A 22,400-nucleotide genomic window follows, 5' to 3' on the forward strand; every position below is an offset into this window, starting at 1 on the left:
GGTCTGTAGTCGTGGTTGACGTCCGGATGTCGTGGTCGTGCCGCCCGCACAGCACGGCGGGCTCCCCCCATGGGGGAGCCCGCCGTGGAGCTCAGCGAGCGATGCGCAGGTCGGCTATCTTGTTGCCGTCCATGCCGGCTTCCTTGACGACCGTGAAGCCGCCGGCGCTGTTCAGCACGGCGTACGTACGCGTCTGGTCATCGACGATCGCGTAGTGCACCAGCAGGTCGACGTAGTCGTCGCCGTTCACGTCTGCCGGGGTCGGCAGGATGATTTTCGCCGCACCCAGGCCGCCCTCGATCCGCCACGCCTCGCTGCGCGCGACCGTGCCGTTGAGCTTCGAGAACAGGTGCAGGCTGGCGCCGTTGTCGGAGAACTCCTCCTTCTCCTTGCGGAACAGGGCGAGCTCGGCCAGGCCGTCATTGTTGAAATCGGCGGCGACCGGCTCGGTCGTGGTGCTTATCGCGAAGTTCCTGTCGGCCCACTTCGCCACCGCGGTGCCGGGCGCCCCGGCGGCGGACGTCGGCGCCATCCAGATCCGCATGCCCAGGGTGGCGTCCTGGGTGATCGTGATCAAGTCGGCCTTCCTGTCGCCGGTCACGTCACCGGCCACGAGCCGGCCGGCGACGAGCGCGTCCGGAGCGGCGATCTCCTTGGCCACCCAGGTGCCGTTGGCCCCCGGGGTCAGCGTGAGCAGCACCGACTTGGCGGCCGCGTTCTTGCCGTAGATCGCCAGGTCGGTCCGGCCGTCGCCGTCGATGTCGCCGGCCGCGGCGGACCTCAGGTCGTACCCCTTGCCGGCGGAGTTTGCCGGGGAGTCCCAGACCAGCCTCGGCGTCGGCGCGGCGGCGTCGATGTTGCTGAAGAACTGGACCCGCCAGGCTGCACCCCCACCGTAGAGGACGGCCACGTCGCGCTTGCCGTCGCCGTTGAAGTCACCGTTGTACGGCCGCGACCTGCTCAGCGTCCAGCTCGTGCCCGACTGGTAGACCGTCCGGTCGGCGCTCCACCAGCGGCCGATCTCGCCGCGGTTGATGACGGCCGTGGAGGTAGCGCCGGTCGCCTTCATCACGGTCATCTCCGAGGCGTCCACGGGCAGCGACTCACGCTTCTCAAGGTACGACCAGAGCGTGCTGATCGAGTTGCTCGCCAGCGCTGCGGTGCCGGCCCGGGCGATGTTCTTGTAGCCGTCGCGAATGGCCGCGTCGCGGACCTCGGTCACCCTGGCCTTGTAGCCGTCGATGATCTCCCTGTTCCGACGCAGGCGGTCGAGTTCGACCTGCTCGTAGATGCCGGTGGCGATCATCACCTTCCACGAGTCCTCGGAGCCGTTGAGGACCTCGTCGGCCAGCTTGGCGTAGGTCAGCGACCAGAACGGCACGCCCTTGAGGCGGCGGGCGATGTCGCGGAGGAAGACGTCGTCCGTACTGGCCATCCACACCTCGTCGTCGACCTTGACGTCGATGCCGACGGCGTTGGCCGCCTTCTTGCGGTCGAAGCGGCGGTTGGCCTCGGCCTTCTGCGCCTCGTCCTTGTCGGCGGCCTCGGCGATCAGGCGGCGCTGATCGGCCGCGTACACGTTGGTCAGGCCGGACGCCAGGAAGGAGTCGACCGCCGCGGGCGTCGTGGTGAACGCCTGCTCCGCCGCGGCGATGGTGCCGGTGAATTCGGCCTTGTTGTCCCTGAGGAACGTCCACAGCGCGATGATGAAGTCGCGGTCACTGGAGCTGGTCAGGCGGGGCGTCACGGGCAGCTCGACGAGCTCGGCGGCCTGCGTGCGGCGGCGCTCGGCGACCTCGGCGTTCTGCCGGTCCCGGATCTCGTTGTGCAGGTCGCGGTCGGCGGCCTCGTGGATGCCGCGCCGGATGTAGAGGCTGCAGGCCACGCACGCCTGCAGGTCCGGGTCCCAGTCGCCGAGCGCGAGCAGCGCCGCGCCCTTGACCTCGGTGCCGGGCCTGGCGAGCAGCCACAGTTCGAAGACGAAGTCCCGGTCGGGGAAGCCGAGTGGGTTGCTCGGCTGCGACAGGTCCAGCCCGACGATCGGCGCCGCCCTCAGCTTCTCGTCGTCACTGGCGGCCGGGACGGTGCCGTCGTCGGCGATCGCCAGGGTGCGCGGGGTACCGCGGCCGGTCGTGCCCTTCGCCGATCCGGCGCTGGTCGACTGGCTGGCGGTGGGCGCGGGCAGCGGCAATGTGCCGCTCGGCTCCTTCGGCTCAGCGGCGATCGCCAGGGCCGGGACCGCCAGGATGGCGGCCAGCGAAGCGGCGATCGCGGTGACCCAACTCGTACGTGAACTGATTGTCGACGATGTGCCCATCAGATCCCCCGAAGAAGTGGAACGAGTAGATGACGTTCGGTCGACCGGTCGCGTCACCACGGGCCGGGACACGCCCGCAGCACGTTGACCATGTCGTTCCTGGGCATCCAGGCGACGCCCTCGGCCAAGCCCTTACCGGCCGCCTTGGAGCCTTCGATGAGCTCCCAGTTGTTCCGGTCCGCCGTGTCGGTGGCGCCGTAGTTGTTCCACATGAAGGCCCAGGTGCCGGCCTTCTGGTTGTTGATGTAGCTGCTGACCTCGTTGCCCCAGAACCGGCCGCTGGACGTCTTCAGCTGCCAGATCGGGTAGAGGCTGCAGTCGGTGCCGACGGTGAGCTTCTCGCCGCCGAACTCGGCGTTCTCGAACAGGCAGAGATGCTCGTACGAGCAGAGGGTGTCGGGCAGGCCGACAGCCGTGCCGTTCGCCTCTTTCGACGACGGCAGCGAGAGGGTGACCCCCTTCTCCGTGATGATCGAGTCCGGACCGGCGAGCCGCGATCCGGGGTTGTAGGCCAGCAGCCGCTGCAGGCGGTCGTCGGGTGCGGCCTGGGCGGCGGGCCCGACCCCGAATCCGATGGCAATGAGGGCCGCGGCCAGCAGAGCGCTGAGGGTAAGACGATGGAAACGCACGGTTTCTCCTAAAGGCATTGAGCGGTGGGTACGCGCGCGGGCTTGACGACCTCGGCCCGGTCGTTCCACCCGACCGACGGGAACTGCTGTGCCGGCTGATCCGCGGCGTTGGCGCGAGAGGAGTGCAGCAACTCCCACTTCGCCATGCCCTCCTCCGCTGGCGGCGCGCCGCCCTTGTGCCAGATGTAGGCCCAGTTGCTCACCGGCAGACGATTGATGACGCTGCTGACCTGAGTGCTCCACAGGCGCCCGTCGGACAGCTTGTAGTTACGGAGCTCGTACACCATGCAGAGGCTGAACCGCAGCCGCTCGCCGCCGAAGTCGTGGTGCTCGAACAGGCACACGTCCTCGTACGAGCACTTGTCCTCGGCGACGCCGGCCATCGGGAAGGACAGGACCGCCCCATCCGGCAGCCGCACCGCGTTCGGCGCCAGCTTCCGCGCCCCCGGGTTGTTCTGCACCAACCGGTCGAGCCGCACCGCCGCGGCCCGGGCCTCGGACGGTGGGTCGACGGCAGTGGCGGCGCCGATCCGGAACACGGCCACCGATCCGGCCACGGTCAGGGCCGCAGCCAGGACCGTACGCAGCGCCGATGATCGGAAACGCTTCACGAAACCTCCTTCGGGGCATGCGGCAGCCCGACCATCGTCGATGAACGGGCGCCACGGGAGCCCTAACTATGGACGCCGGGATATTGGCGTATGTGCCCGTCAGCGCCTTCTGTCGACTACCGGACAACAGAGATCGATATGACTGTCGGTCGGCGTCGCCGGGAGCCACCGACGACCGTTTCCCAGGCCGACCGGTCCGGGTTCCACGGCAATGTCCACGGTGCCCCACATACGCTCGGCCAGTGCCTTCTCCGCGCCACGCCGAATGCCCAGACAAGTCGCCGGCCCAGACCCACGCCGTCGGTCGTTGCGAAGTGCCGGAGGACGTCCACCTTCGATCCCGAGGCGCCCCGCCCAACCACCACGAGGAAAGAATCAGCTCACGATCCTCGGAAGTCGTCACTCGGTGTCGCATTTCCCCCGGCGGATGGACGGTGACGTCACCGCCACCGTCCATCCGGGTACGCGCTCCCCGTCAGATCGATCCGGAGGTATCCTCTGGACGCTCGGGCCAGGGGCCGCCGGCGAAGAATGACGGAGCCTCGATCGGTCGGCGGCCCTCCCGCCACGACGGCCGGCCCGACGCCACGAACTGGGTTCCGGCCTCGTTGATCAGCCAGACGTACGCCCAGTTGATTTTTTCCTGACCGTGTGCGGCTCGCAGCCGCGCGAGGTCCGACTCGTCCGGCCGGCGCAGATACAGGCCCTGGATGATGGGCGCCAGCACCATGAAGGAGACGTTGCCGAACCACACCTCAGAGCGATCCAACTCGATGCCGTCGACGGCATAGTCACAGCGGATCAGGAGCTGACGGTGATTGGCGTTGAACTCCCAGACCCGGTAGTACAAGTCGGGCCTCAGATAGGGCGAGCCGGGGGCCGTCACACCAAGCCTGCCCTGAGCTCCGCCCAGTTCGGCTCGGGGAACTCGGTCTTCGTCAGCAACCTACCCCTCCAGTAGAAGTCGATGCGGGACCACCGCTTGCCATAATTGTGCAGTCGCGCCGCGTTGCCCAGCTTCGCCATCTCCCAGGCCGTTCCGTTACCTGGCTTGCGGGCCTCTACGTAGTTGTTGACGATCGGCAGACCCTGCCGGTAAAGGCCCCGGAAAGCCTCTGCCGGACCGGTCCAGCGCGTATCGTACAATTCCACGCTGATCTTGGTTTCTTCCGTGGTGATCGCCGAGCCGACCCTCACCATCCACTCGGGCCTGCCGCCAAGGCCCTCTTCGCCGTACTCGTCTCCGTTGTAGGTGTGGGCCCGTTCGTCGCCCCCGTCCCGCAGAGCCTCGGCCAGGTTATCGGAGAACGGGGCGACGCCGAGCACGACGTGGTCGGTGTACTCGGGACAATCATCGTCATCGTCATCGGCGGCCCGGGCGCGGTGGCTCGCGGACGTGGCCGCGATCAACCCGTGGGGTCTGCTGTCGCTGCTGGTCACCACGCACGGCAGATCCTGCTTGCACTTCTTGTTGGGTCCGGCGGCGGCAGCCCTCGGACCCGTGGCGGACGCCGGGGAGGCGCCGGCCACCTGGCCGACGAGATCCCCGGTGATCTCCTTGATCAGACCGCGTTGACAGTCGCTGATCTTCTTGTTGACATTCCGGATGATCTTGCGGGCCTTCTTGACCGCGTCCCAGAACGCCTTGACCGATTTGGTCGCCTTGTAGAGCAGCTTCAGGGCCTTGAACGCCCGGACCGGACCGAGCTGCTCGGCGACCAGGATCAGACAGGACAGGATCTGGCCGCTGAAGCAGGCCCTGATGTCGTCGATATTGAAGAAGTCACCGATCAGCTCCGGGCCGTACTGCACCAGGAACTGCGACACCTCGCCCCGCGACACCGCGATGAACGGCTCGATCGACGCGAACTGCTCCGTCGTCAGATAGTCCCGGGCATCGGTGAGCATCGCCGCCGTGAACTCGAAGGCCCCGTCCAGGTCCGCGTTCTCCGCAGCCCGGATCTCGGCCTCGAGCCGCGCCGCCTCGGCCTGCGACTCGTCGGCGTACTGCTGAACGTTTTCCGCGTATCTCGCGGTCTCCTTGGCGTACTCCTCCGCGTTCGTCGCCGCCCGGTCCGCGGCGTCCGCGTGTTGCTGTGCCTCGCGGGCGAACCGCTGCGCGTCGTCGGCGTCCTTCTGCGCCTGGTCGGCCATGGTGCGGGCGTCCGCAGCGAGACGCTCGGCCTGGTCGGCGTTGAGACCGGCGATCCGAGCGTCCTCGTACGCCCGGTTGGACGCCGAGCGGGCGTCCCGGGCGTCCTGGCGGGCCTGCGCATCGGCGTTGCGGGCACTGGCCGCCGAGTCGCGGGCCAGCCGCGCCGATTCCTTGGCCCGCAGCGACGCCCGCTTGGCGCGGGCGTTGTCCAAGGCTGCCGCAGCAGCGGATCCGGCAGCATCGGCTGCCGCCCGGTACGCCTCCTTCATGTCGGCCTGCGCGGCCTCAGCCGCCTGCTGCGCACGCACCGCGGCCGCGTCGGCTTCGACGGCGCGGGTTTCGGCCGCTCTGGCCTGTTCTTCGCTGATCTCGATCGCCAGGTTCGACACCTGCGTGGCGAAGACGGCGTTGATGTCGGTCGCCGTGAACGGCGCCAGCAACTCGACCGCGTTCGACGCCGGAATCAACGCCGCGGTCGCCGACGACCGGGCCGCGTTGGCCGAGCGCAACGCGTTCTCCGACTGCACCGTCGCCGACGCCGCCTCGTTGGTCGCCGCGACCGTCTCGTCCCGCGTGCGATCCGCCGCCCACAGGCTCTTGACGGCCTCCGACGCGGCGCCCTGCGCGGCACGATCGGCGGCCTGGGCTGCACGGGCCGCGTTGACTTCCTGCGCGGTCGCCGCAGCCGCTTCCCGCTCGGCGGCACGGGCGGCCTGACGGGTCTTCGCCGCTTCGGCTTCGGCGGCACTTGCCGCCCGGTCGGAGGCGGCAGCCGCGGCAGCCGCCCTACTCGCCGCCGCCCACGCCCGGTCGGCCGCGCGCTCGGTCTCGGTCGCCGCGGCGTCGGCCTTCGATGCCGCCGTCGTGGCCGCGTCCGCGTTGGCCTTGGCCGTGTCAGCGTGCCGCTGGGCAGCGTCGGCCGCCTGGCGCGCCTCCAGGGCGGCGGCGTCGGCGTCGCGCTTGTCCTGACCGGTCAGCCCGGCGGCCGCCGCCAGTTCCGCGGCTTCTGCCTGCATCCTGGTCAGGTCGCGTTCCTCAGCCGCGTCGCGGGCCAGCTCGCGAAGCCGGCGCGCGTTCTCCTCACGAACCGCCGCGTTGTCCCGGGCGGTCCGCGCCTTGCCCTCCGCGGTTTCCGCACGCAGGCGCTCACTGGCGGCGTTGTGCCTGTCCACTTCGGCCAGACCGCGCAGCCGGTGTGCCTCGTCGGCCTGGAGCTTCGTGATGATGTGATGCCGCTCGGCGTTGGCCCGCTCGGCCTCGGCGATTTCCCGCTGGTCGGCGGCGATGTCGGCCTGCCGGATCGCCTCGTTGCGGTGCGCCCGCGCTCTGGCGGCGTGGTCCCACGCCTCCGCTGTCCGGGAGGCAGCCGCCCGGCGGTGCGCGTCTGCCCGCTCGGCGGCCTTCTCGGCGGCGTCGGCCTGCTTCTCCGCCACCTCCGCCAGCTTCGCGGCCGCGTCCTTGTGCTGGATCGCCTGCAGCTTCCATCGGCGCGCCTGCTCGGCGCGCTTGGCGGCCTCGTCGGCATTTCCGAGGGCCTTGTGGGTGGCGATCGTGGCGTCGATCGCGTGCACCGCGGTCTGCGTCGCCTGGTGCGCCGCCTCGGCCGACAACGACAGGCCCTGAGCCATGTCGGCCCACTCCGTGCCGTAGGGCAGCTGCGCCTCGTTGACCAGAACGTTCGCCGCTTCCTGGGCGACGGCGGCGGCGTTCCTGGCCTCCGTGGCGAAGTTGCGGGCATCCGTCAGGTTCACCGCGGCCGCCGTCTTCACGGCCTCCAGGTCGCGTAGCGGGCCCCTGGCGTCCAGAATCTGTGCCGCGCGGCGGCCGTTGATCGCGCCGCTGGTCATCGCGTTCGCGGACTGCTGCAACGCCTTCACACCCGCGCCGTGGGCCTGGATCAGCCGCACCCGGGCCTCATTGGCCTTGCGCGAACGCACCGCGAGGTCGCCGGCCTCTTCGATCGCCTTCAGTTCGGCCTCGCGGCTGGCGATCAGCTCCTCACGCAGCTCCGCGTCCCGGATCCCGGCCTCGACCAAGCCCCACTCGAAGAACTCGGTGATCGCCGCGTCGCCACCGGCCAAGGCGTCGACCGCGGCGGCGTGCACGTTCGGGCTCTCCACCTCATCGGTGGAATCAATGATCAGCTGAACTCGGTTGCGCAGTTCCGCGGCACGGTCGGCCTGCTGCTTGGTCAACTCAGCGTCGCGCTGACGGGCGATTTCTGCGCCGTACGCCTTGAACGCCTCACGGTCACGCGGCTTCGCCGTCGGCGCGAGAACGCGTTCGACCTCTGCGTTGAACGTCGGGCCGCCAGTGCCGCGTAGCGCGCGGATTTCGGTAACCAACGCCTGATCGGCCTGCTGGCGGCGCTGCTCGGCCCTCTTGACGGCCTGGGTGTAGCCGCCGTTCGGGGCAAGGAACGCCACGATTGCCGCGTCACCCGCCGCCAGCGCAGCAGCCGCAGCTTCGCGCACCTCCGGATCGGCGTGCGCCTCGGCGTACCAGCACATCAACTGATACGTGACATCGTCGGTGCTGCCCGAGCGCACCGTTTTCGGCGCGAACGTCGGGTATTTGAACAAGTCGTTCAGCGACTGCCCGGCAGTTTTGGCCGCAGCCGGCGCCGGCGCCGGTGGTGGTGGTGATGGTGGAGTGGGTGGTGCGGCGAATGCGCCGGCCGGCGTCAGGCCGGCCAGCACGGCTACCGCCGTCGTGGTGACCACGAGGCGGCGCAGATGTGTCTTCGACAAAGCGGCTCCAGTCCGTCGTACAACGGACCCCCGTCCGGTCCGCAAGCCGCTTGAACATAAGGCACCATCTATGGGCAACCAAGATCTCGGCGAGTCAGAACAATGACACACGTCGTTTTCTGATCTTGGCCGGTGCCACAGTAAACGGTCCGAATTTACGAGAACGGGGAGAGAGCAAGCATGATTCGCACCTGGCTGGCCGGCACTCTGGTCGCCGCCACCGCCGTCACGGGCGTCACCGCGGGGACGCCCGTGCTCGCCGCCGAACCGAGCAGCATTCCCTGCGAGTTCACCGTCGGATCGCCCACCACACTGCTGCCCCCGCGGGCGCTCGCCACGCACCTGGCCGTCGCCTCGCCGTACGGCGCGGTGCGGGCCGCGGCCATGACCGCGCTCAACTCGCCGCGCGGCGAGGTCGCGGTGTGGGAGTTCATCCCCGCCGGGTGGTGCCAGGCGACGATCCGCGCCGAGCAGGACGCGGCGATGAACGACCACATCATCGCGCGGGTGCTGGCCACCCACGCGTACGAGACGTCTCCGTGGGTGTGGTCCGCGGCGAACGCCGCCAAGACCGCTCCCGCTGCGGAAAAGGAGTACTTCGTCCGCTTCGGGCTGGAGGAGGCGCGGGCCGCCGACCAGCGCGCGAGAGACGAGGACGGCGCGCACGCCGCGGCACTCCGCCAGTACGACCGCGACTACGTGGCCCAGTTGCGCGACACGGCGCAGGGCGAGCAGGTGCGCATCGCGGCGGCGTGGGCGCTGCGGCCGGAGGCCACCGACAGCGACATCGTCGAGTTCTACACGTACGCCTGGTCGAGCTTCGGCAAGCTGGACCTTGAGCGGTTCCAGCTGACCACGGCCGACCAGGAAATGCGCTGGTTCGCCGCGGTGGACCGGCTCCAGCGGTCCGCGCTGGAGGCGCAGGCGGCCGCCGAAGCGGCCAGCGGTGAGGCGCAGAAAGCGCTGCAGCAGCAGGCGGCCGACGCCTGGGGTCAGGTGGCCGCCGGGGCCGCGCCCTCGGCGTCCGGGTGGCTGGCGGCCAAACAGACCGCCGACGCTCAGGCGCAACAGTGGGCGGCGGTCTACCAACTCGCGCTGCGACAGACCGGGCCGAACTGGAAGGCGATGACCAAGCCAGCGCGCGGCAACCGCGACGCGTGGGAGCGGGACAGCCGCAACGCCCGCGATCGAGCGGCGTACTGGCAGCAGGTGGTCGCCGACGCGCTCGCCGCGGAGGAGGACATCCGGCCCGACGTCAGCTAGACCAACGGAAAGGGCCGGGTCGCCGCGAGGTGACCCGGCCCTTTCCGCTCCCCGCGCGCTAGTGCGAAATCCGTGTGTTGGCCATCCGCCAACTGCCCTTCGCCGAGGTCCATGGCTGAACCGCCGGGTCGAAGCCGCCGGACTTGGCCCGGATCGACCAGAGCGACGCCTTCGCGTCCTCGTCTCGCCGCATCACCACCAGGTCGACCCGGGCGTCACCGTTGACGTCGGTGGCGACCGGGAACAGCGCGTCGAACGTCCACGCCGTCGGCGACGCCCGCTTCTCCGCGAAGCTGACCGTCCCCGAGGCGATGTTGTCGTGCAGCCACACCCCCGAGGTCGTGGCCGTCTTCTTGCGAATCATGACCACCTCCGCCCGGTTGTCCCGGTCGAAGTCGCCCATCACCGGCGTGCCGGCCTCAGCCAGCTTCACCCCGGTGTTCGACCAGCGTTCCACCGGCGCGGCGAACCCGCTGTCGCCGCCCAGGGCGAGCCACATCTGCGCACCCTTGGTGGCGTGCTGGACGAACGTCACCAGGTCACCCTTGCGGTCGCCGTCGACGTCCCCGGCCACCACCCGGCCGGTCACCAGCGCGGCGGGCGCGGTGGCGACCTCCTGCCGGAACGTGCCGCCCGCCTCGCCGTACAGCGTCATCAGGATCGGCCTCTTGGCCGCGTCGGTGCCATAGACGGCAATGTCGGTACGGCCGTCGGCATTGACGTCGGTGGCGACCGGCGTCTGCAGGGTGTAGCCCGTGGTCGAGGTGGCCGGCTTGGCCTCCCACACCGTGCGGGGCGCGCCGGTGAACGCATCGACGTTGCCGAACACTTCGAGCCGGTAGCTGAAGTTCGCCAGCTTGTAGAGGACCGCGCTGTCCTGCCCGGCTCTGCCATCGAACTCACCGTTGACCGGCTGCGCGCTCAGGGCACGCCACCCGGCCGGCGCACTCCACACCCGGCGGGCGGTGCCGGTCTGGCGGCCGACGTGCCCGAAGACCCACAGCGTCGAGGCCGCGGTGCCGTTGTCGTAGAACGCCGTCAGGTCACTGGCGTCCGGCGGCAACCGGTCGTACGTCTGCTCGAAGGTGATCAGCGCGCTGAGCTTGCCGGTCGCGAGCGCCGCGTTGGCGGCCACGGCACGGTTCTTGTACGCCAGCCGCTCGGCCTCGTCCCGGATGCCGATGACGACCGCGCGCATCTCCTCGTACCGCTCGACCCGGCGGCGCTCCTCGTCCTGGGCGGCCACGTCGTGGATGCCCCTGTCGATGAACTCCCGCCACTGGGCCGGGCCCTCGTCGTACAGCACGATGGCGATCGCGTGCGAGGTCAACGTGTAGAACGGGTCGCTCTCGATTCTCGTGTAGAGGCGGTCCAGGAAGACGCTGTCGCTGACCAGATACCACGACTCGTCCTCGTTGCCCGGCTGCCCGAACGAGGTCCCGACCGCGATGCCCGCGTACTTGCGCTTGGCGCGGCGCTCGGCCTCCGCCCTTTTCTCCTGGTCGCCTTCGTAGATGTCGGCCAGATGGTCGGCCTGGTCGGGGTAGAAGTAGCTTGCCCCGAACGAGGTCAGGAACTCGACCCGCGCGTCCGGCGTGGCGGTCACCGCGGCGGCCGCCGCGGCGATCGAGCGGGTCGCCCACGGCTTGGTGGCCCGCAGGTGCTCCCAGACGTTGAAGGCGAAGTTGCGGTCACCGGAGCCGACCGCGGACGCGTCCGGGAACGTGTAGTCCACCATGTCGGCGACCGCCTGACGCCGGTAGCGGGCCTCGAAGGCCGCGGTCCGATCCTTGGTCTCCTGCCGGATGTCCCGGTCGTTGGCGGCGTGCACGTTCGTCCGGATGAACGTGGTGCACGCATCGCACCGCTGCGTCTCCGGTGTGTACGTGCCGATCGCCAGCTCCGCGCCGGCGCGTACCTCGGTGTCGAAGACCGCGCGGCGCCACAGCTCGATGGTGAACTGATAGTCGACCTTGGCGTACTCCTCCCAGGACGAGGCTGGCATGCCGACGACCAGGCCGGCCTTTTCCTTCTCCAGGATCGAGGCCTCCGGCGGCGGAGGCAGCTCCGCGGGGTCACTCGGGACCTCGGTGTCCGGCGGATCGTCCACCGTGGTTCCGGCCCTGCTCGCAAGCCCTCCCGGCGGCGGCGCGCCGAGAGCCGCGCCCGGCGTAGCTAAGAAGATCATCGCCGCCGTGGACGCGGCGATAATGTGACGTACCCCCATGCTCACCCTTCCCGTCGCAATGCCCGATCCATTCACGATTGTGAAATCCAGGCTGCTCGGATTCTGCCCGACGGAGGCTGCGGAGGATGGCCGACAAGCACAATGTGTCGGGTTGGCGACACCGATGATCGTCAACGCGACGGTACGTCTAACCATTGTGGAGAGACAGCTCGACAACGAGCCATCAACGCGTAGCCGCCCCGAAGTCGTCCACCGCAAAGCTGATTAGTAACTTCCGCGCGAGGGCGGTGAGCCAATCGTGGAAATAGACTCGGGACTCCTGCGGCCATCGCTCGCCCGGCTCCGGCGTGGTCGGGTCCTGCTCGGAGATTTCGAGTGTCAGGGTCCGGGCCTGCAACCCCGGGTGGCGCTGGCGTGCACGACAATATCGCCGTCCACGCTCTGCCGCAGCTGTGCCATTTCGGTCGGCGCTGCCGGGTGTCGGGCACTCACCCATGCTCGAAGATCCTCCGCGGACCGCCGATCTTCTCCACACCTTCACCAGTTCTGTGCTAGGACCTGTGTTGAAGTCGGTCACAGCCATTCGTTAATCGCGGCGATCTGTACGGTAGCCGGCCGGGATGCGACGGCAAGCGCGTGGCCGCTAGCTGCCGACCCGCTTCCCTGGCGGATCGGGTCCAGTCAGGGTGGGTGCGTCCCCCGCCCCGGGTGGGCCCTCCGGCAGTTCGCCGCCGGGGTCGGATGTCGCGGAGCTGCCATGAACAACACTGGCCTGGTCCGGGTGACCGTCGCGGCGCCGGCCCGGCGGATCGACCTGGCCCTGCCCGAGCGGTCGCCGCTCGCCGAACTGCTGCCCGCCCTGTTGACGCACGCCGGCGAGAGCCTCGCCGACGCCGGGGTGGGTGCCGGCGGGTGGGCGCTGCGCCGGGTTGACGGGACCACGCTGGAGCCGGCCCGTACGCTGGCCGGGCATCGGGTACGGGACGGCGAGGTGCTGTACCTGACGCACGCCCGTACCGACTGGCCCGAGTTGGAGTACGACGACCTGGTCGACGCGATCGCCACCGGCTCGGCCCGGCTCGGCGGCGCCTGGGGTCCTGCGCACACCCGGGCCGCCGGTCTCGGCGTGGGCGCGCTGGCCGCCCTGCTCTGCCTGGTCGCGGTGTTACGGGCGGGACCGCCGTGGTCCGGTCCGGCAGGGTGGGCACTCGGCACGGCCGGCCTGCTGCTCGCCGTCGGTGTCGTGCTGGCCCGGGCGGCCGGCGACGCCGGGGGCGGCGTGGTCAGCGCGCTGGTCGCGTTGCCGCTGGCCGTCGCGGGCGGCGGCCTCGCCCTGGCCGGTGACCGCGCGCTGACCGCGCTCGGCGCGCCGCATCTGCTGACCGCCGGAGCCGCGCTCCTCCTCGCCTCGATCGTCGGCCTGCTCGGTGTGGTGGACCGGGCCGCGCTGTTCGTCGCCGGTGCCACGGCCGGACTGTCCGGCGTCATCGGCGGCTGGCTCACCACCCTGGAGGCGCTGGAGGCGCACGAGACCGCCGCGCTCGTGGCGGGCCTCGGTCTGGCGTTCTCACCGGTACTCGCCCCGCTGTCGATCCGGCTCAGCCGGGTACCGATGCCGGTCCTGCCCCGCGTCGCCGCCGACCTGGTACGCGACGACCCGCAGCCACCCCGGACCGCGGTGTACGCCGCCGTACTGCGAGCGGACAGCCTGCTCACCGGCATGGTGGCCGGCCTGGCGCTGGCCGCCGCCGTCTGCCAGGTGTTACTGGTACGCGCCGGCGGCACCGCCGCGACGATCCTGGTGACCGTCCTGACGATCGGCTTCCTGCTCCGCGCCCGGCTGTATCCGATCGGGCGGCAACGACTGCCGCTGCTGCTCCCCGGGCTCACCGGGGCGGTGTCCCTGGCCACCGGGCCGCTGATGGCCGACCGGTCGGACCTGCTCGCCGTGACCGGACCGGTCCTGCTGCTGGCCGGCGGGCTCGTCGCGCTGCTCGCCGTGGTGTACAGCGTCCGCCGGCCCGGCCCGTACCTGGGACGGTACGCGGAGCTGTTGGAGGTGCTGGTGGTGTTGGCGGTCCTGCCGGTGGTCTGCTCCGTGCTCGGCCTGTACGGCTACGTACGCGGGTTGGGCGGCTGACATGGCGTCCAAGCGCGACCAGTTGCACGCGTACCAGTTTCTGGTGCAGCGGGTGATCTCGGGCCTGGTGACCAGGGAGAGCGACCCGGAGCAGCCTCCGTTCCGCCGGCCGGTCTACGCCGCGTACGGTGGCATCGCCCTCGCGGTCATCGCGCTGGCCGTCGTCGGCATCTACGGGATCATCGTGCCCGGCGGCGCCAAGAGCTGGCGCGGCGGCGACGCGGTGGTGGTCGAGAAGGAGACCGGGACCCGCTACGTCTACCTGGACGGCCGGCTGCATCCGGTTGCCAACTACACCTCGGCCCTGCTTGCACTCGAGCGGCACGCGCGGACCCGGGTCGTGTCGCGCAACTCGCTGCTCGGGGCGCCCCGGGGGCCGCGCATCGGTATCCCGGACGCGCCTGACGCCCTGCCCGCGCCGAAGCGGTTGCTCGCCGGGGAATGGACGTTCTGCTCCCAGCCTGGCCGGGACCGGACCGGGGCGGCCGTCTCCGAGTCGGTGCTGATGGTCGGGCACCGGCCGGCGGCGGGCGACCCGCTGGCGGAGCGCGCGCTGCTGGTCGCGGTGGCCGGAACCGGCGAGCGTCACCTGGTGTGGCACGGATACCGACATGCGATCGACAAGGCGGACACCGTCGCCGTGGAGGTGGCGCTGCGCGCCGGACCGGCGATCCCGATCAGCCCGGCGGTGCTCGACGTGCTGCCGGCCGGCCGGTCGATCGCGCCGATCGCGGTGCGGGATGTCGGCAAGCAATCCCGGGCGGTGCCCGGCCGGAAGGACATCCGGGCCGGCCAGCTGCTGGTGGCGACGAGTTCCGGGGGCGTACAGCACTATCTCGCCGAGGTCGGTCAGTTGCGGCCGATCAGCGAGTTGCAGTACGACATCCAGCTCGCCTCCCGCCGGACCGCCGCCGCGTACCCCCGTAAGAAGCCGGCCGGCGTCCCGCTCAGCCTGCTGGAGGCGGCCGGGGCCAAGCAGGCGCCCGCCGTACCCGTGGCGGCCGGTGATCCGCCCGTGCTGCCGCCGGAGTTCGCGGCCGGCGCCACGACGACCACCATGTGCCTGGTGTTCGCCCCGGGTGGGCCGGTGCCGACCGTGCTGCTGGACCCGGCGATGCCGGGCGTCGACCCGATGCGGCAGACCGCAGGCAGCACCGACCGAGGTACTCGACTCGCCGACCGGGTGCTGGTGCCGGGCGGCAGGGCCGCGGTCGTGGAGTCGATGCCCGCCCCGGATGCTCCGGCGGGCACCCTGCTGATGGTCACGGACCTCGGCATCGCCCACCCGCTGGCCGAGCCGAAGGTCCTCGAGGTGTTGGGCTACCCCGGGGTACGCCCGGTACGCATGCCGGCCGGAGTGGTCAGCCGCCTGCCGATGGGCACCACCCTGAGTCACGACGGCGCGATGCGTCACAGCCAGACCTGACCTGGTCCCGGCCGGCGGTTCCGGTCGGGGTCAGCCGGAAGCGGCCCCGGGAGAGGTTTCTCCCGGGGCCGCGACGCGTCGGGTAACCGAGGTCAGTGGCGGTGGATCCGCGCCGCCGGGCGGGACTCCTCGGTGCGCCGCTCGCCGACCTGCCACAGGTCCTCGTCGATCAGCTCCACGGTGGCCGGCGCGTCCGTCTCCCGGATCAGTCGGGCCCTGGGCGGGACCGCGTGCGGGTCGCCCTTGCCCGCCTTGCCGCTCAGCAACGCGGGCATGCCGGGGGTGGGGTTCTGGGATCCACGGCCCCGGCCGGTGCCCGAGGGGCGGGCCGCGCCCGATCCCCCGCCGCCGCCCAAGCCCGCCCCGGCTCCGGCCATCGGCGGCATCATGGGCGGCATCATCGGCGGGGTGCCGCCGGCCGAGGCCGAAGTCCCGGCCAGGGTGGCGGGCGGCAGCGCTGGCGGCGGGCCGCTCGGCGCGACCTGCGCCGGCCCGCCGACCGGGGCGGCCGCCTGCGGGATCGAGGCAGCGCCCGCACCGGCACCACCACCGAGGCTGGCCGCGCCGGCACCGCCGCCCAGCCCGCCGAGGTTCACCCCCGGGACGCGGGCGCCGCCGAGATTCGCGGAGGGCACCCGTCCGTTTCCGCCGGTACCGCCGATCGGCGGGATCATCGGCGGGATCCCGGGACCGATGCCGGGGCCACCGCCGATCGGCGGGGTGGGTCCACCGGGACCTATTCCGCCCGGGGACGGGGCGCCGGTGGACGGCAGGGTGGGTGTGGATGGCTGGCCGGAGAGAGACGGCGCTGTGCCTCCGCCGGGCGTCGTCGCCTCGCCCCCCTGGGCGGGGATCTCCGACGTGCCGTTGGGGACGCTGCCCGGCGGCACGGCTCCGGGCCCGGGGCCGACAGCGTTGCCGCCGGGGCCGACAGTGTTGCCGCCGGGGCCGAGGGCCGGGGACGGGGTGTCGGCGGGCAGCGTGCCCAACGGGTCCGGGAGCCAGATGTCCCCGTTCGCGGCAGCCGTCACCGCTCTGGTGGCGTCGCCGAAGAGCCTGCCGAGATTGGCCATCCTGTCATTGGCGGCCCGGAGGTATGCCTCGATCTGGCTCGCGAGCATGCCACCGCCCATCGCCCAGCCGGCATCGGCCCCGAACCCGCCGGAAAGACTGTCGACCGCCTCGAGCTGTGCGATCAGCGGCTTGGCCAACTCGTACTGCTGTTGGACGAAGTAATAGGTGGGGATGATGTCGTCACCGGCGAGCCGGATCGCCTCCCACGGCGCCGCCGTAGCGATAATTTCGCTCCTCCCCTCGATCACCACCGCATCGCTCATGGCGGAGTTGAGCATCTTGTCGCCGTTGCCGTCGGGCCACGCGCCGTTCAGCGCGGTGGTCTCCTCGCTTATCGACTTCGCCGCCGCGGCCACCTCCTCCGAGGCTCGCTGCCACACGCCGGCCTGGGACAGCACGACCACCGCGTGGTCCTTCTCGGCCGTCATGATCTTCACCAGCCGCTCGAACTCCGCGCGGTAGTCCATGTCAATTCCCTCCCGGCGTCGGCGTGGTCGGGTTGAACACGCCCTCGATGGAGATCCGGTTCTCTTCGTTCGCGGCGAGATACTCGTGGCCGCCCTGCCGGGCCGCGTACTCGAACCCGTCGAAGCGGGTGTTGACAGCGGTCATGAAATTCTTCAGTCCCTCGAGGGCTCTATTGTTCGCCTCGACGAACGTCTTGCATTCCTCCAGCCCTCCGCAACCGGAAAGCTGCTCTGTCGGCGGGTTGGTCCTGACGAGCGTGTAGCTAAGCATCGCGTCGGGTTGCCCACTGAGCAGCCCGCCTCCTGGATGTGTCATCTGTCCTCCCGGTCCACTGGGGTCGGTGCGGTGGGTTCAGTTCAGCATTCGCCTCGGCGGGCAGGGTGCCCGACGACCGCAAGCGGTCAGGCCGGATCCCCCGGTGGCAGCCAGGCGAGTTGGACGATCTGCGGTACGCCCCGGCGGGTGACCAGCCGCCCACGGCCCGGCGGCAGCGGCTCGGCCTTGAGCCCGCCGAGCAGCGGTCCCTCGTCCTTCGACCCGGACAGCAGCAGGCCGGCCGAGCCGACGTCCCGGAGCCGGGCGATGAACGGGTCGTGCATCGCCCGGCCGGCCCCGCCGGTACGCCGGGTGACCACCAGGTGCAGACCGATGTCCCGGCTCTGCGGCAGGTACGGCAGCAGCGGCAGCAACGGGTTGTTCGCCGGCGTGGTCACCAGGTCGTAGTCGTCGACGAGGACGAAAAGTTCCGGCCCCGCCCACCAGGCCCGCTTGCGCAACTGCTCCGGGGTGACGTCGGGTCCGGGCAGCCGGTCGGCCATCCCCCGGGCCGCCTCCGCGATCAGGTGCGCGGTGGTGGCCAGATCGGTGCCGTAGCCGAGCAGGTGCTCGTTGCCCACCTCGCCCAGCAGCCCCCGCCGGTGGTCGATCAGGAGCACCCGGGCCCGCGCTGGCTCGTACGTGTGCGCGATCCGGCGGGCGAGCAGGCGCAGGAACCCGGTCTTGCCGGACTCGATGTCGCCGAAGAGCAACACGTGTGGTTCGGAGTCGAAGTTCAGCCGCGCCGGCCCGAGATCCTGCTCGGCGATGCCGATCGCGATCTGGAGGTTCTGCGGGTCGTCCGCCGGCGGCAGGTCGAGGTAGGGCACCCGGTTGGGCAGCATCCGCACCGCCGGCGCCGGGTCACCGGTCCAGGCGCCGCGCACGGCGTCGACCATTCGGGCCACTGCGGCGGCCAGGTCGTCGGACGTCCGCTGGCCGTCGACGCGCGGCAGCGCCATCAGCATCTCGTGCTTGCTGACGCTGATCCCGCGGCCGGGTGCGTCCGCCGGCACCCGCATGGCGACCTTCCGGTCGATCACGGAATCGATGGGGTCACCGAGCCGCAGCTCCACCCGGGTGCCGAAGAGGTCCCGCACCGTGGTCCGCAGATCGAACCAGCGCGAGCAGGCGACGAGCAGGTGAACCCCGTAGGCCAGGCCGCGGGCGGCGATCCCGGCAACCACCTCCTCGAGGTCCTCGAACTCCTTCCGGAACGTCAGCCAGCCGTCCACCACCAGGAAGACGTCGCCGTACGGGTCGTCGGTGACAGCACCGCCCGCGAGCAGCGCCCGGTAGCTGGCCATGCCGTCGACCTCCCGGTCGGCGAACCGGCGTTCCCGCTCAGTGAGCAGCGTCGCCACCTCGGCGACCGTACGCCGCACCGCCGCCGGGTTCTGCCGGCCGGCGACTCCGCCGACGTGCGGCAGCCCCCGGAGCGAGCCGAGGGCGCCCCCGCCGAAGTCCAGGCAGTAGAACTGCACCTCGCGCGCCGTGTGGGTGAGCGCGAGGCTGGCGATGATGGTACGCAGCGCGGTGCTCTTCCCGCTCCGTGGCGCACCAACCACCACGGCGTGTCCGGCCGCACCCGCCAGCTCCAACACCAGCGGATCGCGCCGCTGCTCCAGTGGCCGGTCGACGACCCCCACCACCGCCCGCAGCGATCCGCACCGGTCGGGCGGGACCGCCCGCAGCCCTCGCCCCGGCTCGATGGTCAACCCGCCGAGCAGCCCGTCCAGGGTCGGGGACTCCGCCAGCGGCGGCAGCCACACCTGGTGCGCCGGCGTGCCCCGGCCGACGATCCGCTCCACCAGGATGTCCAGCAGGCTCTCCCCGACCGCCTCGTCCGGATCCTCCTCGGGCTCGGTGGGCTCCTCCTCGGCCTCGATCCGGGGAGCGAGGTAGCTGGTCGTGTACTCGATCAGCCCGAGCTGTTCCGGCTCGCCCGCACCGGTGGCGGTCCCGACCATCGGGCTGTGCACGCCGGAGACGTACGCCGAGCGGAACCGCGCCATCGGCTCGGTACCGAACTTCAGGAATCCGTGGCCCGGCGCCCGGGGCAGCGAGAACGCGTCGGGTACGCCCAGCACCACCCGACTGTCCATGTCGGAGAAGGTACGCAGGCCGATCCGGTAGGAGAGATGGGCGTCCAGGCCGCGCAGCCGACCCTCCTCCAACCGCTGGCTGGCCAGCAGCAGGTGTACGCCGAGCGAGCGGCCCACCCGACCGATCTGCACGAAGATGTCGATGAAGTCCGGCCGGGCCGACAACAGCTCGCTGAACTCGTCACAGACCACGAACAGCGTCGGCACCTCGGAGAGCGGCGCGCCAGCGGCCCGGGCCTTCTCGTAGTCGCGCAGCGAGGAGAAGTTGCCCGCCGCCCGGAGCAGTTCCTGCCGCCGGATCAGCTCACCGTTGATCGCGTCGGCCATCCGGTCGACCAGTGGCAGCTCGTCGGCGAGGTTGGTGATCACCGCGCTGGTGTGCGGCAGCCGGTCCATCCGGGCGAAGGTGGCGCCGCCCTTGAAGTCGATCAGCGCGAAGTTGAGCATGTTCGGCGGATGGGTCACCGCCAACGCCAGCACCAGGGTACGCAGCAACTCGCTCTTGCCCGAGCCGGTGGCGCCGATCAACAGCCCGTGCGGGCCCATGCCCTCCTGCGCCGACTCCTTGAGGTCGAGCTCGATGGGGGTGCCGTCCGGCCGGATGCCGAACCGCACCCGCAGCCGGTCCCGGCTGGGCCGCTGCACCCAGGTCTCCGAGGGGTCGAACGCGTACGGGTCACCGAGGTCGAGCAGGTCCTCGAGGCCGAGTTCGGCGTTCAGCGGCTGCTCGCCCCGGCTGCCCCCGGTGAGCCGCAGCGGCGCGAGCTGGCGGGCCAGCGCCTCGGCCCCGTCCATCGCGAGGGTGTCGGCCCGGCCCAGCTCGGTCTCCCCCTCGGTGGTGAGGCTGGACAGCGAGCCGTCGTCGGCGAGGTCCAGCACCACGGTGGACCGTTCCAGGGCCCTTGGCGGTGCGGTGGTCAGGTCGATCACCGAGACGCCCTCGACGCCGCCGCCGGTCATCAGGTGGTCGGAGCCGGCGATCGCGCCGCCGTCGAGTACCACCACGAGGTGCGGGCCGGCGACGCGGACGCCCCCGTTGTCGGGGTCGAAGCGCGGACGGTCGCCCAGCAGGTCCTCCAGCATCGCTTCGAGGGCGGTGATCGTCGGGGCGACCAGCCGGACCGGGCCGAGCGCGTCCGTACGCTCCGGGTGCAGCGCGTGCGGCAGCCACTTGAGCCACTCCCACTCCGGCCGGCACTCCGGCCCGGCGCAGACCGCGATCCGCAGGTCGTCCGGCGCGTGCAGGGTGGCAAGCTGACCCAGCATCGCCCGGACCAGGCCGGTGACCCGCTCGTGGTCGCCGCGCACGTGGATCCGGCTGAACCCGTTGACCGCCATCGCCAGCGGCAGGTCCGGGATCGCCGAATAGGTGGTGATGAACCGGCGCAGGGCAAGCGCGGAGAGCGGCTCCAACTGCTCCATCGGCCTGGTGTCCGGCGGGATCAGCCGAGTAGCCAGGCTCTGCCGGCCGACGCCGATCCGGGTCACGCCGAAGTCCAGGTCGTCCCGGCGCCGTTCCCAGAGCCGGTAGCTCGGCACCAGCGACCACAGCGTCTCGGGGTCCGGGTGCAGGTACCAGAGTGCGGCCCGCTGCCGGTCGGCGGCGCGACCGACGCGGATCCGGTGCTGGGCCAGACCCCGCAGGTAGACCCGGCGGGCGTTGCCCATCTCGCGCTTGCTCGGCCCACCGCTGTTGAGGAAGGCCACCGCGACCATGGCGAGCATCGCCACGCCGAACAGCCCGAAGACCACGTAGCGCAGAGTCGCGTACGATCCGGAGCCGCTGCCGCCGAACATGCCGCCGCCCGTGAACAGGAGCACCATCGCGCCCATCATCGCGATCATGGGCAGCACCATCAGCAGTTGTGCCCACTGCCGGGCCGGCGGCGCCGGGATCTCCGGTGGCGCCTCCAGTAACAGCTCTCCGGCTGGCATCTCCGGAGCGGGCCGGCGAGACGGCCTGCGCACCACCACCGTCGCCATGACCGCGACCTCCCTACGTATTCCGCCTGCCAGGATCGTCGCCGCTGCCGAGTACGCGCGGGCCGGGATGGCCGGAAGGTGCCGGCGGGACCGCCGGTCGACCGGGGCCCCCTAGCGTCGACACCGGGGGCCGCACCCGCGGCCCGGGCCGACCCGGCTCACCAGCACCCGGCATCAGCAAGAAGGAGCAGCCGATGAGCATGCTTGCCGGTAGAACACCAGGGTTAGATTCCGCGTCGCAGTCCACCAGCGTCGTCGCCGATTCCATGGCGTCGTACATCGACAGGTTGGAGGCGATCGTGGCGGAGGTGATCGCGACATGGCGGGGAGGCGCAGACCAGGCCTTCAAGGACAAGCACACGGAGTGGCGCGCGGCCGGCGACGACTGCGTCCGCAAACTCCGCGAGCAGTCGGTCGCCCTGCAGAAGGGCAGCGGCGAGTACAACAACACCAACCTCGAAGCGATAGGGCTGATGAGGGCGACGCAGCCCGGCGGCGGGGCCGCGCCGTTCGGCGGTAACCTCGGCGGCCCGGTCGCCGGCTGATCGTCCGGACCTAGCAGAAAGGACTCGGCACATGACCGACTGGATCAGAGCCGAATTCGGGGCTCTTGACCACCTCCGGCAAGGCATCGCCACGACCGGCGCCGGTTTCGACGGCGAACACGACACCTGGTCGTCCGTCATCGGCCAGCTCGTGGAGGACTGGCCGGACATGGCCGGCGCCAAATTCAACGAGGTCACCACTGCGGCGCTGAACTTCGACCGGTTGAACAACGAATTTCTCGTCATGCTGGGGGTCGCCGTCGACCGGGCGAACCAGCTCTACCAGGGCACTCTGGCGGAAGTCAGCAGGCTGATCCCGGACACCTGATCGGCGCGGACACCAGCTCGGCGCAGCGGGCCCGGCTATCCCGGGGCCGCTGCGCCGAGGCCGACCCCGCGACATGCGTTTCCGCACCCAGCTCCCCGGCAAG

General features: G+C 71.0%; 14 protein-coding genes. 5 read left to right on the forward strand and 9 right to left on the reverse strand.

Translation table 11 applies throughout. The features are described from left to right. Positions 1-91: 91 nt before the first annotated feature. The 5 genes from ACSMXO_RS27935 to ACSMXO_RS27955 all read right to left on the reverse strand — a co-directional run bounded on the left by ACSMXO_RS27935 (position 92) and on the right by ACSMXO_RS27955 (position 8,462). Positions 92-2,389: an FG-GAP repeat domain-containing protein gene (locus ACSMXO_RS27935; protein ID WP_455414474.1), complete on the reverse strand. Its 2,298-nt coding sequence runs from the start codon at positions 2,387-2,389 to the stop codon at positions 92-94. Beyond that, the gene (locus tag ACSMXO_RS27940) at positions 2,371-2,946 is read right to left on the reverse strand and encodes a peptidase inhibitor family I36 protein (RefSeq protein WP_346258405.1); all 576 of its coding nucleotides are present in this window, start codon (positions 2,944-2,946) and stop codon (positions 2,371-2,373) included. The genes ACSMXO_RS27935 and ACSMXO_RS27940 overlap by 19 nt, the downstream gene beginning before the upstream one ends. An 8-nt stretch (positions 2,947-2,954) precedes the next feature. Then, complete coding sequence (locus ACSMXO_RS27945; RefSeq protein WP_455414475.1) at positions 2,955-3,557, reverse strand: peptidase inhibitor family I36 protein; 603 nt, start codon at positions 3,555-3,557, stop codon at positions 2,955-2,957. 475 nt (positions 3,558-4,032) lie between these two features. Then, positions 4,033-4,443: a hypothetical protein gene (locus ACSMXO_RS27950; protein ID WP_455414476.1), complete on the reverse strand. Its 411-nt coding sequence runs from the start codon at positions 4,441-4,443 to the stop codon at positions 4,033-4,035. Beyond that, complete coding sequence (locus ACSMXO_RS27955; protein ID WP_455414477.1) at positions 4,440-8,462, reverse strand: polymorphic toxin type 27 domain-containing protein; 4,023 nt, start codon at positions 8,460-8,462, stop codon at positions 4,440-4,442. Before ACSMXO_RS27955 ends, ACSMXO_RS27950 begins: the two co-directional genes overlap by 4 nt. A 180-nt stretch (positions 8,463-8,642) precedes the next feature. Between ACSMXO_RS27955 and ACSMXO_RS27960 the strand changes: the two genes are divergently transcribed. After that, positions 8,643-9,725, forward strand: a complete 1,083-nt coding sequence (locus tag ACSMXO_RS27960) for a hypothetical protein (RefSeq protein WP_455414478.1) — start codon at positions 8,643-8,645, stop codon at positions 9,723-9,725. 58 nt (positions 9,726-9,783) lie between these two features. On the opposite strand, the gene ACSMXO_RS27965 is transcribed toward ACSMXO_RS27960, so the two are convergent. Beyond that, positions 9,784-11,952, reverse strand: coding sequence for an FG-GAP repeat domain-containing protein (locus ACSMXO_RS27965; RefSeq protein WP_455414479.1), 2,169 nt, complete (start codon positions 11,950-11,952; stop codon positions 9,784-9,786). 718 nt (positions 11,953-12,670) lie between these two features. On the opposite strand from ACSMXO_RS27965, the gene eccD reads away from it, so the two are divergent. After that, positions 12,671-14,053, forward strand: coding sequence for a type VII secretion integral membrane protein EccD (eccD, locus tag ACSMXO_RS27970; protein WP_455414480.1), 1,383 nt, complete (start codon positions 12,671-12,673; stop codon positions 14,051-14,053). A 1-nt stretch (position 14,054) separates the two neighbouring features. Beyond that, on the forward strand, positions 14,055-15,479 hold the full coding sequence (gene eccB, locus ACSMXO_RS27975) for a type VII secretion protein EccB (protein WP_455414481.1): 1,425 nt from the start codon (positions 14,055-14,057) through the stop codon (positions 15,477-15,479). Between the two features lie 92 nt (positions 15,480-15,571). On the opposite strand, the gene ACSMXO_RS27980 is transcribed toward eccB, so the two are convergent. The 3 genes from ACSMXO_RS27980 to eccCa form a co-directional block, all read right to left on the reverse strand. Further along, the gene (locus ACSMXO_RS27980) at positions 15,572-17,020 is read right to left on the reverse strand and encodes a hypothetical protein (RefSeq protein WP_455414482.1); all 1,449 of its coding nucleotides are present in this window, start codon (positions 17,018-17,020) and stop codon (positions 15,572-15,574) included. Between the two features lies 1 nt (position 17,021). Continuing rightward, positions 17,022-17,336, reverse strand: a complete 315-nt coding sequence (locus ACSMXO_RS27985) for a hypothetical protein (protein WP_346258414.1) — start codon at positions 17,334-17,336, stop codon at positions 17,022-17,024. An 86-nt stretch (positions 17,337-17,422) separates the two neighbouring features. Beyond that, on the reverse strand, positions 17,423-21,424 hold the full coding sequence (eccCa, locus tag ACSMXO_RS27990; RefSeq protein WP_455414483.1) for a type VII secretion protein EccCa: 4,002 nt from the start codon (positions 21,422-21,424) through the stop codon (positions 17,423-17,425). Positions 21,425-21,618: 194 nt separating this feature from the next. Between eccCa and ACSMXO_RS27995 the strand changes: the two genes are divergently transcribed. After that, positions 21,619-21,969, forward strand: coding sequence for a WXG100 family type VII secretion target (locus ACSMXO_RS27995; protein ID WP_455414484.1), 351 nt, complete (start codon positions 21,619-21,621; stop codon positions 21,967-21,969). 31 nt (positions 21,970-22,000) lie between these two features. Continuing rightward, positions 22,001-22,297 carry a hypothetical protein gene (locus ACSMXO_RS28000; protein WP_346258417.1) on the forward strand — a complete coding sequence of 99 codons (297 nt, stop codon included), beginning with the start codon at positions 22,001-22,003 and terminating at the stop codon, positions 22,295-22,297. Positions 22,298-22,400 lie beyond the last annotated feature (103 nt).

The sequence above is a fragment of the Plantactinospora sp. DSM 117369 genome (genome assembly GCF_053764795.1).

Excerpts from the sequence above, each read along its gene's own strand:
- eccCa (WP_455414483.1), bottom strand. The coding sequence starts at position 21,424 with ATGGCGACGGTGGTGGTGCGCAGGCCGTCTCGCCGGCCCGCTCCGGAG.
- ACSMXO_RS27980 (WP_455414482.1), bottom strand. The coding sequence starts at position 17,020 with ATGGACTACCGCGCGGAGTTCGAGCGGCTGGTGAAGATCATGACGGCC.
- eccB (WP_455414481.1), top strand. The coding sequence starts at position 14,055 with ATGGCGTCCAAGCGCGACCAGTTGCACGCGTACCAGTTTCTGGTGCAG.
- ACSMXO_RS27985 (WP_346258414.1), bottom strand. The coding sequence starts at position 17,336 with ATGACACATCCAGGAGGCGGGCTGCTCAGTGGGCAACCCGACGCGATG.
- eccD (WP_455414480.1), top strand. The coding sequence starts at position 12,671 with ATGAACAACACTGGCCTGGTCCGGGTGACCGTCGCGGCGCCGGCCCGG.
- ACSMXO_RS27960 (WP_455414478.1), top strand. The coding sequence starts at position 8,643 with ATGATTCGCACCTGGCTGGCCGGCACTCTGGTCGCCGCCACCGCCGTC.
- ACSMXO_RS27995 (WP_455414484.1), top strand. The coding sequence starts at position 21,619 with ATGAGCATGCTTGCCGGTAGAACACCAGGGTTAGATTCCGCGTCGCAG.
- ACSMXO_RS28000 (WP_346258417.1), top strand. The coding sequence starts at position 22,001 with ATGACCGACTGGATCAGAGCCGAATTCGGGGCTCTTGACCACCTCCGG.
- ACSMXO_RS27965 (WP_455414479.1), bottom strand. The coding sequence starts at position 11,952 with ATGGGGGTACGTCACATTATCGCCGCGTCCACGGCGGCGATGATCTTC.